This window comes from Actinoplanes sp. TBRC 11911 (assembly GCF_012933445.1).
GTDB lineage: Bacteria > Actinomycetota > Actinomycetes > Mycobacteriales > Micromonosporaceae > Actinoplanes.
This window is the reverse complement of the sequence record NZ_JABBNC010000044.1, coordinates 39555-56769: the sequence shown is the minus strand read 5'-3', so window position 1 is coordinate 56769 and position 17215 is coordinate 39555. Positions and strand designations below refer to the sequence as shown.

At 68.6% G+C, this 17215-nt stretch carries 14 protein-coding genes; 9 read left to right on the top strand and 5 right to left on the bottom strand.

The features are described 5' to 3' along the window. The 7 genes from HH310_RS38335 (at position 1) to HH310_RS38305 (ending at position 7749) form a co-directional block, all read left to right on the top strand. Positions 1–1227 (top strand): ATP-binding protein, encoded by a 1227-nt coding sequence (locus tag HH310_RS38335; protein WP_211193160.1) that lies wholly within the window; start codon positions 1–3, stop codon positions 1225–1227. Further along, entirely contained in the window at positions 1224–1889 is a 666-nt protein-coding gene (locus tag HH310_RS38330) for a response regulator transcription factor (RefSeq protein WP_169180662.1), read from the top strand. The genes HH310_RS38335 and HH310_RS38330 overlap by 4 nt, the downstream gene beginning before the upstream one ends. Before the next feature lie 225 nt (positions 1890–2114). After that, positions 2115–3731 carry an ABC transporter substrate-binding protein gene (locus tag HH310_RS38325; protein WP_169180661.1) on the top strand — a complete coding sequence of 539 codons (1617 nt, stop codon included), beginning with the start codon at positions 2115–2117 and terminating at the stop codon, positions 3729–3731. A gap of 93 nt (positions 3732–3824) precedes the next feature. Beyond that, complete coding sequence (locus HH310_RS38320; protein ID WP_169180660.1) at positions 3825–4751, top strand: ABC transporter permease; 927 nt, start codon at positions 3825–3827, stop codon at positions 4749–4751. After that, positions 4744–5679, top strand: a complete 936-nt coding sequence (locus HH310_RS38315; protein WP_169180659.1) for an ABC transporter permease — start codon at positions 4744–4746, stop codon at positions 5677–5679. Before HH310_RS38320 ends, HH310_RS38315 begins: the two co-directional genes overlap by 8 nt. Positions 5680–5753: 74 nt before the next feature. Beyond that, a complete protein-coding gene (locus tag HH310_RS38310; RefSeq protein WP_169180658.1) occupies positions 5754–6782 on the top strand; it encodes an ABC transporter ATP-binding protein in 1029 nt (342 codons plus the stop codon). Then, positions 6775–7749: an ABC transporter ATP-binding protein gene (locus tag HH310_RS38305; protein ID WP_169180657.1), complete on the top strand. Its 975-nt coding sequence runs from the start codon at positions 6775–6777 to the stop codon at positions 7747–7749. Before HH310_RS38310 ends, HH310_RS38305 begins: the two co-directional genes overlap by 8 nt. Here the strand turns inward: HH310_RS38305 and HH310_RS38300 are convergent. The 4 genes from HH310_RS38300 to HH310_RS38285 all read right to left on the bottom strand — a co-directional run bounded on the left by HH310_RS38300 (position 7746) and on the right by HH310_RS38285 (position 12749). Next, complete coding sequence (locus tag HH310_RS38300; protein WP_169180656.1) at positions 7746–8036, bottom strand: chorismate mutase; 291 nt, start codon at positions 8034–8036, stop codon at positions 7746–7748. The genes HH310_RS38305 and HH310_RS38300 overlap by 4 nt on opposite strands. A gap of 224 nt (positions 8037–8260) precedes the next feature. Then, a complete protein-coding gene (locus HH310_RS38295) occupies positions 8261–10084 on the bottom strand; it encodes a bifunctional UDP-sugar hydrolase/5'-nucleotidase (RefSeq protein ID WP_169180655.1) in 1824 nt (607 codons plus the stop codon). Between the two features lie 79 nt (positions 10085–10163). Further along, positions 10164–11366 (bottom strand): amidohydrolase family protein, encoded by a 1203-nt coding sequence (locus HH310_RS38290; RefSeq protein ID WP_169180654.1) that lies wholly within the window; start codon positions 11364–11366, stop codon positions 10164–10166. Positions 11367–11396: 30 nt separating this feature from the next. After that, on the bottom strand, positions 11397–12749 hold the full coding sequence (locus tag HH310_RS38285; RefSeq protein WP_169180653.1) for a hypothetical protein: 1353 nt from the start codon (positions 12747–12749) through the stop codon (positions 11397–11399). Positions 12750–12916: 167 nt separating this feature from the next. Here HH310_RS38285 and pcrA point away from each other — a divergent pair, with 167 nt between their 5' ends. Next, positions 12917–15310: a DNA helicase PcrA gene (gene pcrA, locus HH310_RS38280; RefSeq protein WP_396027567.1), complete on the top strand. Its 2394-nt coding sequence runs from the start codon at positions 12917–12919 to the stop codon at positions 15308–15310. A 25-nt stretch (positions 15311–15335) separates the two neighbouring features. On the opposite strand, the gene HH310_RS38275 is transcribed toward pcrA, so the two are convergent. Further along, the gene (locus HH310_RS38275) at positions 15336–16079 is read right to left on the bottom strand and encodes a M23 family metallopeptidase (RefSeq protein ID WP_169180689.1); all 744 of its coding nucleotides are present in this window, start codon (positions 16077–16079) and stop codon (positions 15336–15338) included. 377 nt (positions 16080–16456) lie between these two features. Here HH310_RS38275 and HH310_RS38270 point away from each other — a divergent pair, with 377 nt between their 5' ends. Then, positions 16457–16861: a cobalamin B12-binding domain-containing protein gene (locus HH310_RS38270; protein WP_169180651.1), complete on the top strand. Its 405-nt coding sequence runs from the start codon at positions 16457–16459 to the stop codon at positions 16859–16861. Positions 16862–17215: the final 354 nt, after the last annotated feature.

Genomic DNA, 17215 nt, shown 5'->3' with positions numbered 1-17215 from the left:
CTGTACCGTCCGCGCGACCATCGGGTCGTCGCGGGGGTCGCGGCCGGCCTGGCGGAGCACCTGGGGCTGCCGCTGCTCGCGGTGCGCATCGCTCTGGTGGTCCTGCTGGGTTTCAACGGTCTCGGCCTTCTTCTCTACGCGGCCTTCTGGGCGGTCCTGCCGCAACAGATTCCCACCGATGCGAACCCGCCGCGCCGCGACTACGCCATGCTGCTGCCGTTCGGCGCCATCGGCCTGGGCGTGGTGCTGCTGCAGGCCCTGGTGTTCAAGGACAACGTGGCCGGCACGGTCGGCTGGCTGATCGCGGTGGTCGCGGTCGGCGCCGGCATCATCTGGCACCAGTCCGACCCGACGCGCCGCGGCCACTGGTCCGGCTCCCGCCCGCCGACACCGTGGCTGGCCGCCGTGGTGGCCGAGAGTGACCGGCGATACTTCTTACTCCGCCTGATCGGCGGCGGCGTCCTGGTCGCCACCGGCATCATCGGCGTGGTCGCCGTGTACGCCCCGACGGGCACCCTCGGATCGGTGCTGAACGGCCTGATCTTCGCGCTGGTCGGGCTGCTCGGGTTCGGCGTGGTCGCCGCCCCACTGATCTACCGCATGTTCAACCAGCTGCGCACCGAGCGTGAGGGCCGGATCCGGGAGCAGGAGCGGGCCGAGGTGGCCGCGATGATCCACGACCAGGTGCTGCACACGCTGGCGCTGATCCAGCGCAACTCGGCCGACGTCAAAGAGGTGCAGCGGCTGGCCCGCGGCCAGGAGCGCAGCCTGCGTAACTGGCTGTACAAGCCGACCGCCTCGCCGACCGAGCGGTTCGCCGCCGCGCTGGAGCAGGCCGCCGCCGAGGTCGAAGACACGTACGCGATCAGCGTGGAGACGGTCGTGGTCGGCGACACCGAGTGCGACGACCGGGTCGCGGCGCTGGTCGCGGCCGCCCGGGAGGCGCTGGTCAACGCGGCCCGCCACGCCGGCGTGCAGACCGTCTCGCTCTACGCCGAGGTCGAGTCCGATGAGCTGAGCGTGTTCGTCCGCGACCGCGGGGCCGGGTTCGACCTGTCCGGTGTGGCGGAGACACGGCACGGCGTTCGTGGTTCGATCATCGGACGGATGCAGCGTCACGGGGGCAAAGCGGAGATCCGCAGTGCTCCCGGCGACGGCACCGAGGTGCGGCTGACGTTGCCGGCCACGCGGGACAGCATGACTGCCGGGAAGGAGACTGCACGATGACCGAGGCCACCGAACCGGTGAACCGCAGGCTGACCGTGTTCCTCGTCGACGACCACGCGATGTTCCGCGCGGGCGTCCGCGCCGAGCTGGGTGCCCACGTCGAGGTGGTGGGCGAGGCGAGCACGGTTGCCGAGGCGATCAGCAAGATCACCGCGCTCGAGCCGGACGTGGTGCTCCTCGACGTGCACATGCCGGACGGCGGCGGCCGCGCGGTGCTGGACGCGATGCGGCGCAGTCACCCGCAGGTGCGTTTCCTGGCACTGTCCGTATCGGACGCGGCCGAGGACGTGATCGGTCTGATCCGGGCCGGCGCCCGCGGGTACGTGACCAAGACCATCTCCCCGGACGAGCTGGCCGCCGCCATCAAGCGGGTGGCCGACGGCGACGCGGTGTTCAGCCCGCGACTGGCCGGGTTCGTGCTCGACGCCTTCGCGTCCAGGCCGGACGTCCCGGTCGCCGATCCGGAACTCGACCAGCTCACCAACCGGGAGCGGCAGGTCCTGCGGTTGCTCGCGCGCGGATACGCGTACAAGGAAATCGCGAAGGAATTGTTCATTTCGATCAAGACGGTGGAAACACACGTTTCCAACGTCTTGCGCAAGCTCCAAATGAGCAACCGCTACGAATTGTCACGGTGGGCGGCGGATCGTCGTCTCGTGTGACCAGTCCGACGTCGATTATCGCGGTGCGTTGTCACATCAATACGCGGTGATGTTTTCCCAGGTCGCGCGCTTGTCCCTTGAGGACGAATGGGTGCTGAGGTTGCCTGTCCACAAGCCATCGCTAATATCGGCTTGATAACGGGACCTTGGCGGTCGCTGGCTCTGTGTCACAGTGGCAGCTACTCACACGACCCCCGTGAGCGCCCCTGAAGGAGGCACCCCTAGATGCCTGGGAAGAGCCGATGGAGAATGGTGGCCCCGGTGGCCACCATCGCCTTGTTGGCGGCAGGTTGCAGCGGTGGTGATTCGCAGGACACCGAGGCGCTGCCGAACAGCATCAGCATCAGCATCGGCGAGCCGCAAACGCTGATCCCGTCGGGCGTCGTCGAGACGTACGGGCTGCAGGTTCTGACGTCGCTGTTCTATCCGCTCGTCGGAATCGACAAGACCAACAAGCCGTACACGATGGCCGCCGACTCGATCACCCACGACAAGTCGGCCAAGGTGTGGACGATCAAGCTGAAGGATGGCTTCACCTTCAGCAACGGCGAGCCGGTCACGGCGGACAACTACATCAATGCGTGGAATTACGCCGCATTCGCGCCGAATGCCCAGGTCACCTCGTACTACTTCGACCGCATCGCGGGGTACGCCGACCTGCAGCCGGACCCGGCGACGAAAAAGCCGCCCACGGTGAAGAAGATGTCCGGCCTCAAGAAGATCAACAACTTGACTCTTCAGGTGACGCTGGACGCACCGTTCATCGGCTTCGAAACGGTGATGAGCTACGCCTCGTTCTACCCGTTGCCCAAGGCCGCCTTCAGCGGGGACGGCGTGCTGAACAAAGACTTCAACGAGGAGCCGATCGGCAACGGGCCCTTCAAGATGACGGGCAAGTGGCAACACGACCAGAAGATCCAGGTGACCAAGGTCCCGGACTTCAAGGGCACGGTCCCCAAGGTCGACAACATCACCTGGAAGATCTACCAGGACCTCGGCGCGCAGTACAACGACCTGATCAGCGGCAACCTCGACGTCGACACCAAGATCCCGACCGAGAGCCTCGGATCCGCCTCCTCCGACCTCGGCCTGCGACTGCAGAAGAGTCCGAGCTCGGCGTTCCAGTTCATCGGCGTCCCCACGTTCGAGAAGGACTTCTCCGATCCGCGGGTGCGCCGCGCGCTGTCCATGGCGATCAACCGCCAGGAGATCGCCGACCAGATCTACCTGGGTACGCAGCTACCGGCGACGTCCTGGGTGTCCCCGCAGATCGACGGCTATCGCGCGAACAGCTGCGGCGACGCGTGCGAATACAACCCGACACAGGCCAAGAAGCTGTACACCCAGGGCGGTGGCCCGGCCGAGATCACCATCTCGTACAACACCGACGGCGGGTACAAGTCCTACATCGACGCGCTGTGCAACCAGATCAAGTCGTCGCTCGGGATCAACTGCACGAGCCACGCGGTGCCGTCTCTGAGTGAGCTCGTCAAGGACCTTCAGGAGAAGAAGAACGTCGGCCTGGTCCGGCTGGCCTGGGCGATGGACTACCCGCTGATGGAGTCCTACCTGGGGCCGGTCTACACGACCACCGGCTCGTCGAACTACTCCGGCTACACCAACCCGACGTTCGACAGCCTGGTCAAGGACGGCGACGAGGCGAAGACCCCGGACGAGGCCATCAAGAAGTGGCAGCAAGCCGAGGACATTCTGAAGGACGACATGCCGGTCATCCCGGTGATGTTCGGTCAGAACGTCTACGGCTACTCGCCGAAGGTCGACGACGTGACCATGGACCTCTCCCAGAACGTGGACATCTACACGATCGACGTGGCCAGCTAGCACGACTCCGCGGTGGTGGCGCCACGGTCGACCAACCGTGGCGCCACCACCGCGTCAACGCCCCGCCCACAAGGCACGAAGAGGCCCTCATCCATGACCCGATACATCGTGCGGCGCCTGCTCCAGATGGTTCTGACCTTCTTCGGGGCCACCTTCGTGGTGTACGCGCTGATGTTCGCCAACCAGGACGACCCGTACCAGGTCCTGGCCGGTGACCGCGTCGTCTCGGACAGCCAGCGCGCGGCGCTCAACGCCCAGTACCACCTGGACAAAGGCTTCTTCACGCAGTACTGGTACTACGTGAAGGGCCTGCTCACCGGCGACTTCGGCACCTCGCTCACCGGCCGCCGGATCGGGGACATGCTGGCCGAGGCGTGGCCGATCACCATCAAGCTCACGCTGCTCGCGATCGTGATCTCGGCGGTCGTCGCGATCGCCGCCGGGGTGTTCTCCGCGGTCCGCCGGGGCGGGATCTTCGACCACGTGACCCTGGTGCTCACGCTGGTGGTGCTGGCCATGCCGATCGTGGTGCTGGCCCCGGTCGCCCAGCTCATCTTCGGGGTCAAGCTGGGCTGGTTCCCGGTGACCGTCACCCGGGACGCGAACCTCTACCAACTGCTGCTGCCGGCGCTGGTGCTGGGCACGCTCGTGGTCGCCACCGAGCTCCGGGTGACCCGGTCGTCGGTCGCCGAAAATCTGCGCGCCGACTACGTGCGTACGGCCCGAGCGAAGGGGTTGAGCACCCGGCGCGTGGTGGGCGTGCACGTGCTGCGCAACTCGCTGATCCCGGTGATCACGCTGATCGGCGTGGACCTCGGCGTGCTGATGTCCGGCGCGATCGTCACCGAGGGCGTGTTCAACATCCCCGGCGTGGGCTTCAACCTCTTCCGCGGCATCCGGACCGAGGACGGCCCGGTGGTGGTCGGGTTCGTCAGCGTCCTGGTGATCGTCTTCCTGGTCGTGAACCTGATCGTCGACCTGCTCTACGCCGTGCTCGACCCGAGGATTCGCTATGAGTGACATCAACGCGGTGACCACCGCGGAGGCGCCCGGACCGGCCGCGACCCGGCCGGCGGACGCCTCCTCGGCGAAGCCGCGCAGCCTGGCCGGGGACGCCTGGCGGGATCTGCGCCGCAGCAAGGTGTTCTGGATCGCGGCCGTGCTGGTCGCGGTGATTCTTTTGATGGCGGTCTGGCCGACGCTGTTCACCTCGGCCGACCCGGCCAACTGTCAGCTCGCCAACCGGCACCACCCGGCCGGCGGCGGCGCCCTGTTCGGGTACGACTTCCAGGGCTGCAACGTGTACGCGCGGACCATCTACGGCGCCCGTGACTCGATCTTCGTGGCGGTGGTCGCCACGCTGATCGCCGGGGTCATCGGGCTGACCGTCGGCCTGGTCGCCGGCTTCTACGGGCGGTGGGCGGACGCGGTGCTGTCCCGGTTCATCGACATCGTGCTCGGGGTGCCGTTCCTGCTGGCGGCGATCGTGCTGGCCCGCCGGTTCACCGTGCACGAGACCGACACCGGCGTGCTGGCCGTGACGCTGACGCTGGGCCTGCTCGGGTGGACCACGGCGGCCCGGGTGATGCGCTCCGCGGTGATCACCGCCCGCAACCAGGATTATGTAACCGCGGCCCGCATGCTCGGCGCCGGGCCGGGACGTCTGATGTTCCGGCACATCCTGCCGAACGCGGTCGGGCCGTTCCTCGTGGTGCTCACGCTCCTGCTCGGCATCAACATCGCGGCCGAGGCCACATTGTCCTATTTGGGCGTCGGGCTCCAAGGGGACGCGATCAGCTGGGGCACGTCGATCGCCGGGAACGGGCCGTACGTCCGCGTGGTTGCCGGTCCGGTGGTCTGGCCGTCGATCTTCCTGGCCGTGACCGTGCTGGCCTTCATCATGCTGGGCGATGCCGTCCGCGACGCCTTCGACCCGAAGCGGCGATGACCCGATGACCGACATCTTCGACCCGGAGCGGCGGACGCGATGACCGACATCTTCGACCCGGAGCGGCGGACGCGATGACCGACATCAAGGCCGAGATGGACGTGCTGCCCGGGATGGACCCGCGCGCACACCTGCTGCACGTCGACGAGTTGCACGTGGAGTTCCGCACCCGCGACGGCGTGGCCAAGGCGGTCAACGGCGTCAACATGTGGCTGCGCCCGGGCGAGACGCTGGCGGTGCTCGGCGAGTCCGGCAGCGGCAAATCGGTCACCGCGCAGGCCATCATGGGCATCCTGGACACCCCGCCCGCGCACGTCACCGGCGGCCGGGTGCTGTACCGCGGCGTGGACCTCCTCAAGCTCAGCGAGGCGGACCGTCGCAAGGTGCGCGCCAACCGCATCGCGATGATCTTCCAGGACGCGCTGTCCGCGCTGAACCCGGTCTTCACGGTGGGATTCCAGCTCGCCGAGATGTTCCGGATGCACCGCGGGATGTCCCGGCGCGACGCCAAGGCCCGCGCCATCGAACTCCTCGACCAGGTGCGGATCCCGGGCGCCCGGGACCGGATCCACGACTATCCGCACCAGTTCTCCGGCGGCATGCGGCAACGCGTCATGATCGCCATGGCGCTGGCGCTCGATCCTGAGATCCTCATCGCCGACGAGCCGACCACCGCGCTCGACGTGACCGTCCAGGCGCAGATCATGAAGTTGCTCGCCGAGCTGCAGCAGCAACGGAACATGGGACTGATCCTGATCACCCACGACATGGGCGTGGTCGCCGACGTCGCGGACCGGATCTCGGTGATGTACGCCGGGCGGGTGGTCGAGGAGGCGCCGGTCCACGACATCTACTCGCGACCCGCTCATCCGTACACGAAAGCCCTGCTCGAGTCGATTCCCCGGCTGGATCGCAAGGGCCGGCAGCTCAACGTCATCCCGGGACTGCCGCCGCCGCTCACCGACCTGCCCTCGGGCTGTTCGTTCCACCCGCGGTGCGCGTACGCCCGGGAGATCTGCTCGCGGGACGAACCTCCGGCGTACCAGATCGCGCCGCAGCGGATTGCCAGCTGCCATTTCGTCCGGGAGGTCCTGGGTGTCTGACGTCGTCCTGGAGGTGCGCGACCTGGTCAAGCACTTCCCGAGCCGCTCCGGTGCGGTGCACGCGGTCGACGGGGTGAACCTGGAGCTGCGCCGGGGCGAGACGCTCGGCATCGTCGGCGAGTCCGGGTGCGGCAAGTCGACGCTGGCCAAGATGCTGGTCGGGCTGGAACGGCCCACCGCCGGCACGGTCTCGGTGCGCGGCCAGGAGATCTCCCGGCTGCGCGGCGGGGCGCTGCGCCGGTCCCGCCGCAACATCCAGATGGTGCTGCAGGACCCGTACACGTCGCTCAACCCGCGGATGACGGTCGGCGACATCATCGGTGAGCCGTTCGCGATCCACCGCGACGCGACGCCCACGTACGGCCGGCACCGCGCCGTGCAGGAACTGCTCGAGGTGGTCGGTCTCAGCCCCGATCACATCAACCGGTACCCGCACCAGTTCTCCGGCGGTCAGCGCCAGCGCATCGGGATCGCCCGCGCGCTGGCCCTGCGGCCCGAGATCATCGTCTGCGACGAGCCGGTGTCGGCGCTCGACGTCTCGGTGCAGGCCCAGGTCATCAACCTGCTGGACGGTCTCAAGCAGCGGTACGGGATTTCGCTGATCTTCATCGCGCACGACATGTCCGTGGTGCGGCACATCTCGGACCGGGTCGCGGTCATGTACCTCGGCAAGATCGTGGAGACCGGATCGGACGTCGCGATCTACGACCAGCCGACCCATCCGTACACGCAGGCGCTGCTCTCCGCGGTGCCGGTGGCCGACCCGCGGTTGCGCGACCGCCGCGGCCAGATCACGCTGGAGGGCGACGTGCCGTCACCGGCCGATCCACCCTCCGGCTGCCGATTCCGTACGAGGTGCTGGAAGGCGCAACCGGCCTGCGCGGAGCACGAGCCGCTGCTGGAGATCCGCCAGCGCTCCGCACACCCGGTTGCCTGCCACTTCGCCGAGGTTGCTCAGGCTCTTTAGAGGGGGCCTCGGCCGGCTCGGAGGATCATCAAGGCGACCTGGGTGCCGTCGGCGCCCAGGGCCGAGCGGAAGCGTTCGACGATCTCCCGCTCGCGGGAGAGCACCAGCCGCGTGCCGCCGCTGGCGATGCGGGTCTTGCCGACCTCCTGGGACAGGCGCGCCCGCTCCAGCCACAGGTCGATGATGGCCTGGTCGATCTCGTCGATCCGCTCGCGGTACGCGCGGATCTGATCGGCGGCCAGTGGCTCGTTCGCGCCGGTGGAGTGGTCCACGGTGTCGGCGGTCATCACTTGCTCCTCGGGTGCGTGCTCCGGTCGGACCGGCCCGGGCAGCATCAAGCCCCGGGCGGGAAGCCCGGGGCTTGATGTAGGTCTGTCGTACGACGCGGCCTACGGCTGCCGGACTTCCGGGCCGTAGTAAAAAAATCGCGCCGTTGGGATCACGAGACGAGTATGCCGCTGCCCGTTGGAGGTCCGCAAGGAAACGGCCCGACCAGTGGGACGCACGCCACTCAAGGGATCGTCACGATGCGGTTGGCCGGGCCGGGGGCGACCGGCGCGCCGGCTCCCAGGTAGGCCACCAGGGCGTCGATGTCGAAGCCGGGAGCGGTGGTGCGCGCGGTGCCCGAGGTGAGCACCGAGAAGCCGTCGCCGCCGTTGGCCAGGAAATCGTTAGTGGTGACGCGGTAACTGACCGCCGGGTCGATCGCGGTGCCGTTCAGCGCCAGGTTCGTGATCTTCGAGCCGAGCGGCGCCGAGGCGCTCCACGTGTACGTCAGGCCGGCCGACACCTGCAGGATCTTCGTCGACGGCTGGCCCTGGAAGCCGGCGAACTGCTGTTCCAGCACGCTCTTGAGCTGTGCGCCGGTCAGCGTCTGGGTGACCACCAGGTTGTTGAACGGCTGCACGGTGAACGCCTCGCCGTAGGTGACCTGACCGGTGGCCTCGCCGCCCGCGGACGACTCGGCGTCGAAGTCGGCGCGGATACCACCCGGGTTCATCAGCGCGAGTTGCGCGCCGTCGCCGGTGGTGCGGGCCAGCTGGGCGTCCGCGATCACGTCGCCGAGCGGGGACTCGCCGGCCGGCGTGGCGGTCCGGGTGATGTCCCCGGTGATGGAGCCGACGATCCGGTTGGCGATCGGGGCGACAGCGGTCCGGTACTTGTCCGCGATCTTCTTCGCCGCCTTATCCACCGTATCCGGATTTTTCAGGAAAACGCCGTTGGCGTCGCGCAGCCACCCGCCGTTGCCGTCCGGCACGCCGTTCTCGACGATCACGTTCTTGGCGGTGATCTGCGCGAACTTCCCGGTACGCCGGTCGATCGAGTAGTCGATGTCGGTGACCAGCTGCCCGTTCGTCCCGGCGCTGGTGACCACCGAGGTGGACTTCGCGTTCGGCAGCGTGCACGAGTAGAACCGGTGCGTGTGCCCGGAGACGACCAGGCCGAACTCCGGGTTCAGGCCCTTGACGATGTCCACGATCGGACCGGAGAAGTTCGTGCAGTCGCTGACGCCCGGGGTCGGCGTGGCCGCGCCCTGCTGGCCACCCTCGTGCACCAGCAGCACCTGCGCCTTGACGCCGAGCAGCTTCAGCACGTTGCTCCACTTGTTCGCGGTCTGCACCACGTTCGCGAAGTGCACGTCGGAGATCCCGGCCGGGTTCACGATGCCCGCGGTGCCCTCCAGGGTCGCCCCGACGAAGCCCACCGGCACGCCGTGGACCAGCCGGATGTCGATCGGCGGGAGGATCGGCAGCCCGGTCTTGTTGTTGATCGTGTTGGCGGCGAGGTAGCGGAACTTCGCGCCGCCGAAGCCGTCGCCGTCCTGGCAGCCGTCGGTCGGGTGGCAGCCGCCGCGCTGCATGCGCAGCAGCTCGGTGACGCCCTCGTCGAACTCGTGGTTACCCACCGAGCTGACCTGCAGCCCGATCTGGTTCATCAGCTCGATCGTCGGCTCGTCGTGGAACGCGGCGCTGACCAGCGGGCTCGCCCCGATCAGGTCGCCGGCGCCCGCGGTGATCGTCTCGCGGCCCTCGGCCTTGGCCTCGGCGCGCAACTTCTTCAGGTACGTGGCCAGGTATTCCACCCCGCCCGCCGGGGTGCTGGTCCCGCCCGCGTTGACGACGGCACCGCTGCCGGACGGCGGATCGATGGCACCGTGGAAGTCGTTGTAGCTGAGGATCTGGCCCTTGATCGTGCTGCCGTGCGAGGTATAGGTGACGCCTGCCGGGGCGTAGGCGGACGGCGCCGCGACGGCCGGCGTGGAACCGGCTGTCACGGGCAGGGTGGCGACGACGGCCAGCGCGATCGCCGCTGCGGTGAGGCGGGGACGGTCCATGGTCTCGGGTCTCCCGATCGAGGTTGTCTACATCGACGGGCATCATCCTGAGACATTGAGGACGGTGAGCGCTACCGCCCTAACGGGTAAGCCACACCCGCCACAACGACGCCGGATCGCTCAGCGGGTCGCCGTGCACCAGGCTGAAGTGCGCCGGCCCGCCCGCCACCAGCCGCCCGGCCTCGGGAACGCCCATCAGGTCGCCGCCGCGCCACGTCACCGCGGCCAGCGCGTCCTCGGCCCGCATCCCGCCCTCGACCAGCGCCTCCACCTCCCACGCGAGATGGTTCGCGCGGGGCGAGCCGCCGCCGGAGTCGGTCCCGGCCGCGATCGTCACCCCCTCCGCGTAGGCGAGCCGAAAGCTCGCGCCGACGGTCTCGCGCAGCGCCGCCTCCCGCTTCTCCGCGGCCGGTCCGCTGAAATCCCCCCGGGTCGTCCCCGCGAAGCCGGCCCGCGACTTCCACACTGCCATCGTGGCCACCAGCGTGACGCCGTTTCGCTTCATCACCCGTACGGTGTCCAGGTCCAGCTCGTTGCCGTGTTCGAGGCTGTCGATCCCGGCCTCGGCGCCGACCCGGTTCCCGGCCAGCAGGGTGCCGTGCGCGGCGACCTTCGCGCCCCGCTCGTGCGCCGCCTCGACCGCCGCCCGTAGCTCGGCGGCGCTGAACGGCGCGGCCGCCGGGTCCGGACCGTCCAGATAGATCTTCACCAGGTCGGCACCCTCGTCGAGCTGCTGGTTGACCGCGGTGACCAGGTCGGCGGCGTGCTCCACCTCGATCATCAAACCGGGGAGCATCGATCCCTTGCGGCTGATCCAGGTGCCGGCCGCGCGCAGGTACGGCCGGTCCGCCCGGCCTTGCCAGCGGTCCCGCAGCGTGAGATTGAGCGCCCGGTCGGCACCGACGTCCGGATCGTGCCACCGCGGCGCCCCGACGTCGCGGGCCCACCGCACCCCGGCCCGGACCAGGAGCTCGCCGTTCTCCTCGGCGACCTGCACGAGCTCCTCGGGTGGGTCCAGGACCCGTTCCACCCACCGTCCGCCGCCCGGGAAAGCCAGGTGGGCGTGCGAATCCACCATGCCCGGCACGATCGTCGCGCCGGACCCGTCGATCACCGGCACGTCGCGGACCTGGGCCGCGGCCGGCTCGTCTCCGTCGGTCCACAGCCCGGCCACCAGGCCGTTCTCCACGAGGAGCGAGACGCCGAGGGTCAGCCGGGACGACCGCCCGTCGGCCAGGGCCGCGTCACGCACCAGAACCCGCTCGCCGTTCAATCTGCTCATGCGCTCACGACGGCCCGGCGCGCCGATAATTCAGCCGGAGTGGTCAGCGACCCAGGACAGGCAGGTTTTGTCCACCGCCGAGAACGGCTGGCCCAACGCCGTACGGGAAGCGGAATCCAAAGATTTTTGCTCGCGCAGCTTGAGGCGGACGAACTCCATGGCGCGGCTTTCGCCGTACTTGGTGACGATGCAATCGACCGAGTAGTGGCCGAGGCCGTAGAAGATGTCGACCTGGTCACCGGTGGCGCTCGACTTCAGTGGCGGCGCGGCGATCGTCTTCGGGCGGTTCTTGCCCTGGAACGCCTGGTGCAGGACCGGCATCTCCAGGTCGCGGCCCGCGTGCAGGGGCAGCCAGCCGGCGTACTCGGCGACACCCTCCATCAGCCAGAGGTCGTCATCGTCCTCGTCGCGGCCGATGTTGCTGAGGGTCGCCACGTGGGCCATCTCGTGCTGGACGGTGATCTGCAGCTGGTGCCGGTTGTCGAAGTCGCTCATGTGCAGCACGACGTCGCTGCCGGAGGCACCCAACGGAATCGTGTACGCCACCGAGTAGCTCGGGAAACGGCCCCCGTACCAGGCTTTCCACGACTTGTCGTCGGCGAGGAAGACGCGGTACTTGTCCTGTGGGTTGCGCATCTTCTTCGCGATCTTGTCGTCCACGGTGGCGGCCTGATCGGCGACCGACACCACCTCGTCCAGGCGCCCGCGCAGCGCCGACGGTGCTCCCACGACGACGCGTTTGCCCTGCTTGAAGACGAGGTCGCCGTTCTGCCACGGGGTCTGCGGCGCACTCTTGCCGGCGGCCAGGCCGGTGATCAGCCAGCCCTTCGCGGTCTGCTTGAGGGTGAGCTTCTGACCGAACCACGGCGGGTCGCTGCACACCTTCGCGGCCCGGAACAGGCAGTAGTCGACGGCGGCGTCCGCGGTGAGCTCGTCGCGCACCTCGATGGCCGGATCGAGGTCGTAGGTGAACTTGGTGACCTTGAGCGAGCGCAACGTCGTGAACAGGTTTTGGTACTGCTTGCGCAGCGCCGGCCGGCTCGGGTCGACGGCGGCCAGCCAGCCGGCCTGGTCGCCCCGGAGCAGGGCGGCGGCCTGCTTGTTGAGCATCTGCTCGGCCAGCTCGTACGGCGCGGGCGGCGCCTTCGCGGCCTCGGCCGTGCTGGGCCCGAAGGAGCGAAGCTCGCCGTGGATGACGCCGGGAATCGGGGCGACGATGACCGCGACCATGATGACAATCCCGGCAATTACCGCGATCAGCCCGCCGTGACGTTCCTTCGTCGGGGGTAACGGCGGCGGCAGCCACCCACCCGGAAGGTTGTCGTGCGTCGGAACGTGTTGCCCCGGAATGGTGACCGGAGTCAGCCCCGTCTCCTCCAGCACTGATCCTCCCCAGCGGCCATCGATGTAGCGCTGATTGAAGCAGACGCGAGCAGACTTCATCGTCACGCCCGGGCGTGCGCCTCTGATTCTTGTCGGTGCGTCGGCATAGACTTGCCCGCGCGATGCGAGCTTCCTCAGAACCCTCGAAAAACGGCGCACTGTTCTCGATGCCGCCGACCACCACGGCGCCCGCGACCGGCTCCGGCGAGCCGCCCAAGGCCAAGGCCAAACGGATCGATCCGGAGTCGCTGCTGCACGGCCTGAACGGCCCGCAGCGGGACGCGGTGACGCACGCCGGGTCGCCGCTGCTCATCGTGGCCGGTGCCGGGTCCGGCAAGACGCGGGTGCTCACCCACCGCATCGCCTACCTGCTGGCCGAGCGGGACGTGCACCCCGGCCAGATCATCGCGATCACGTTCACCAACAAGGCCGCCGGCGAGATGAAAGAGCGGGTCGCCCATCTCGTCGGGCCGCGCGCCCGGCTCATGTGGGTGTCGACGTTCCACTCGGCCTGCGTGCGCATCCTGCGGGCCGAGCACGAGCACGCCGGGCTCAAGAGCACGTTCTCCATCTATGACGCGGACGACTCGCGGCGGCTGATGACGCTGGTCGGCCGCGAGCTCGACCTCGACCCGAAGCGTTACACCGCGCGGGGTCTGGCGGCGCAGGTGTCGAACCTGAAGAACGAGCTGATCGAGCCCGAGGAGTTCAAAGACCGGGCGAAGGGGCCGAACGAGCGGGCCGTCGCCGAGGCGTACGAGCTCTATCAGCGCCGCCTCCGCGAGGCGCACGCCCTGGATTTCGACGACATCATCATGTCGACGGTGCACCTGTTCCAGTCGCATCCGCACGTGGCCGAGGCGTACCGCCGCCGCTTCCGGCACGTTCTGGTCGACGAATACCAGGACACCAACCACGCGCAATACACATTGGTGCGCGAGCTGGTCGGTGAGAGGGGCGGGGAGGTCGAGCCCGGCGAGCTGTGCGTGGTGGGTGACGCCGACCAGTCGATCTACGCGTTCCGCGGCGCCACCATCCGCAACATCCTGGAGTTCGAGCGCGACTACCCGGACGCCCGCACGATCCTGCTGGAGCAGAATTACCGCTCCACCCAGACGATCCTGAACGCGGCGAACGCGGTGATCGACCGCAACACGTCACGCAAGCCCAAGCGGCTCTGGAGCGATCAGGGCGCCGGCGAGCAGATCGTCGGCTACGTGGCCGACACCGAGCACGCCGAGGCCGACTGGGTGGCCCGCGAGATCGACCGGCTGACCGACAACGAGGACGTACGCCCCGGCGACGTGGCCGTCTTCTACCGCACGAACGCGCAGTCGCGAGTGTTCGAGGAGGTGTTCATCCGCGTCGGCCTGCCGTACAAGGTGGTCGGTGGGGTGCGCTTCTACGAGCGCAAGGAGGTCCGCGACGCTTTGGGTTACTTGCGCGCCATCGTGAACGACGACGACACGGTCAGCATCCGCCGCGTGCTGAACACGCCGAAGCGCGGCATCGGCGACCGGGCCGAGGCGACCATCGAGGCGCTGTCCAATCGCGACCGCATGTCGTTCGGCCAGGCGCTGCGCCACGCCAAGGACGCGCCGGGCATCGCCACCCGCGCGGTGAACAGCATCAACGACTTCGTGCAGATGCTCGACGACCTGCGCGAGCTGGCCCGCACCGCCCCGCCCGAGGAGGTGCTGGAGGCGGTGCTGCAACGCTCCGGCCTGCTCGGCGAGCTGGAGGAGAGCCTCGACCCGCAGGACCAGGGCCGGGTGGAGAATCTGCAGGAGCTGGTGAGCGTCGCCCGGGAGTACACGGAGCGCGTCGAGGCCCAGGCCGCCGAGGACGACGAGGCCCAGGCCGCCACGCTGGCCGGCTTCCTCGAGCAGGTCGCGCTGGTCGCCGACGCCGATCAGGTGCCGGTCGACGATCCCGACCATCAGGGTGTCGTCACGCTGATGACGCTGCACACGGCCAAGGGGCTGGAGTTCCCGGTGGTCTTCCTGACCGGGCTGGAGGACGGCGTCTTCCCGCACATGCGCGCGCTGGGCGACAACGCCGAGCTCGAGGAGGAGCGCCGCCTGGCGTACGTGGGGATCACCCGGGCCCGCCAGCGCCTCTATCTGTCTCGCGCGGTCACCCGGGGCGCGTGGGGTCAGCCGCAGTACAACCCGCCCTCCCGGTTCACCGACGAGCTGCCGCCGGAGCTGGTGCGGTGGGAGCGCACGGCCGCGTCGTACACGTCGTGGTCCGGGACCGGCGGCGGGGTGGGTGGTCGCGCCGGGGGCGACCGGTCACGCGGCGGCGGTTTCGCCGGCGGTACGCCCAAGGCCCAGCAGCTGGCCAGCCGGCTCGGCATCGACGGCAGCAAGCTGGCGACCGCGTCCGAGCTGCCTCAGGCGCCGAAGGTGTCGGTGGGCGACCGCGTCAACCACCAGCGGTACGGCCTGGGCCGGGTGCTGGCGGTGCAGGGTCAGGGGCCGGGCGCGCGGGCTCAGATCGACTTCGGCGACCAGGTGATGTGGCTCGTGCTGCGGCACGCGCCGATCGAGAAGATCTAGCTGTGCTGGCCGCGCTCCTCGCTGGTTAACCAGCGGCGGCGGCCAGGCCGGCGTACACCGACTCGACCTGGAGCTTGATGTCGACGCCGCGCTCCTGCAGGAACGGGATCGGGTCCACCGGCTGGCCGTTCACGTGCACCTCCAGGTGCAGGTGGGTGCCGTAGGACGCGCCCGTGTTGCCGACCTCGCCGAGCACCTGGCCGGCCTTGACCTTGTCGCCGGCCTTCACGAACAGCTGCCGCGAGTGGGCGTAGATGACCTCGGTGTTGTCGGCGTTGCGAACGGTCACCGAGTAGCCGTAGCCGCCGTTGTAGCCGGCCTGGGTCACCTCGCCCGCGTGGACCGACTTGTACGGCGTGCCCTCCGGCGCCGCCAGGTCGATGCCGGCGTGCAGCACCCCCCAGCGGATCCCGAAGGCCGAGGTGAACTGGTAGTCGTCGAGGGGGAGCAGCCAGACGTCCTGGGGCGACTCGTCGTCGGCCACCTTGGTCTTGGCCACCGCGTCGCGGTTCTCGCTGCGGGACGCCTTCTGCGGGTCGGCCGCGCGGTTCGCGATCGCGTTGGAGGCGACCTGCCCGCTCTTCAGGCTCTGCATGACGTCGGGGTTGACGGTCTTGGCGTCCGGCAGATTGGACGCCGCGCCGAGCGCGACCACTCCCGCGCCGACGAACGCCGCGGTGGTGACGACGGCGTAGCGGCTGCGAGGAGGGGTGGGAACGCGACGACGGCCGCGGTACCGATCGGGCTCAGACGACAAGCGCTGGCGCACGAACAACCCTCCGTTGACGACATTGCGGCGGTGGTCACCGACCCGGAATCCCGGGTTGTTGATGCTCACCAGGCTGCCGGGTTGGGGGATATCCGGACGGCAGCCGTGGGCCAATGTAACGAAACGACAGTCCAGTCACAAGCCGCAGCGCCATTTCGTTAACGGTTCCGATCCGCTTTGCGCAGCGATTGTCCGAATTGGCTACGTTTCCCTTGGGCCACGCAGGGTGATCACACCAGAAACGCAAAGTCAGGTGACGCAGAATACATTTTTGGCCACCCTGGGTGATCTCGGTTCGGCCGACTGGGTTACCCCCGGGTGTGCCGGCAGGTTACCGTTCGTTCAGGAGAGCTGCAGCCAGCGCGCGGAGGGTCAGGATGTCAGCACGGATCAGGGTCGTGGTCGCGAAGCCGGGACTGGACGGCCATGACCGGGGTGCCAAGGTGGTGGCCCGTGCGCTGCGCGACGCGGGCATGGAGGTGATCTACACCGGACTCCACCAGACTCCGGAGCAGATCGTCGAGACCGCCATTCAAGAGGACGCCGACGCGGTCGGTTTGTCCGTTCTGTCCGGGGCGCACATGACGCTGTTCCGGCGCGTAATTGAACTGCTGGCAGAGCGTGACGCTGCCGACATCGTGGTATTCGGTGGCGGCATCATTCCGGCCGACGACATCGCCGAATTGGAATCGGCGGGGGTCGCCAAAATCTTCACACCGGGAGCCACCACCGCGTCCATCATCGAATGGGTGCGCGCCAATGTGGCATCGCCCGTGAGCTGAGGCAATACCCAAGGTAAAGCGCAAGGGGAGAGGCCGGACGCACCCCTCACACGTCCGGCCTCTCTATGCACGATGCCCCGCCGCCACCCCTCGACCGACAGGGCATCGGCCGCTTTACGCATCGGTTTGCCGTAGCGCTCCGACACCACTCTCAACGACGCCCTGAAGGGTGGGTTACGGGGACTTTTCGGCGGCTTCGCGCCGCAGGGGTGTGTGGTCTTGCACACCATGCACCCGCGACTGCTCGACGCCGGTTCCGGTCGATAGTCTGCGACTGAAGGCCGCTCACGGCCGGCAAACTCTTCACGCTGGCGGCGCCCCCAAACGCCCGCCGCGCACAAAGGTCGGGACGCA

Bases quoted from the DNA above. Each gene is read 5' to 3' on its own strand.
- HH310_RS38300 (WP_169180656.1), bottom strand. From the start codon at position 8,036: ATGACCGCCGACACCGTGGACCACTCCACCGGCGCGAACGAGCCACTG.
- HH310_RS38320 (WP_169180660.1), top strand. From the start codon at position 3,825: ATGACCCGATACATCGTGCGGCGCCTGCTCCAGATGGTTCTGACCTTC.
- HH310_RS38310 (WP_169180658.1), top strand. From the start codon at position 5,754: ATGACCGACATCAAGGCCGAGATGGACGTGCTGCCCGGGATGGACCCG.
- HH310_RS38295 (WP_169180655.1), bottom strand. From the start codon at position 10,084: ATGGACCGTCCCCGCCTCACCGCAGCGGCGATCGCGCTGGCCGTCGTC.
- pcrA (WP_396027567.1), top strand. From the start codon at position 12,917: ATGCCGCCGACCACCACGGCGCCCGCGACCGGCTCCGGCGAGCCGCCC.
- HH310_RS38330 (WP_169180662.1), top strand. From the start codon at position 1,224: ATGACCGAGGCCACCGAACCGGTGAACCGCAGGCTGACCGTGTTCCTC.
- HH310_RS38270 (WP_169180651.1), top strand. From the start codon at position 16,457: ATGTCAGCACGGATCAGGGTCGTGGTCGCGAAGCCGGGACTGGACGGC.
- HH310_RS38315 (WP_169180659.1), top strand. From the start codon at position 4,744: ATGAGTGACATCAACGCGGTGACCACCGCGGAGGCGCCCGGACCGGCC.
- HH310_RS38290 (WP_169180654.1), bottom strand. From the start codon at position 11,366: ATGAGCAGATTGAACGGCGAGCGGGTTCTGGTGCGTGACGCGGCCCTG.
- HH310_RS38325 (WP_169180661.1), top strand. From the start codon at position 2,115: ATGCCTGGGAAGAGCCGATGGAGAATGGTGGCCCCGGTGGCCACCATC.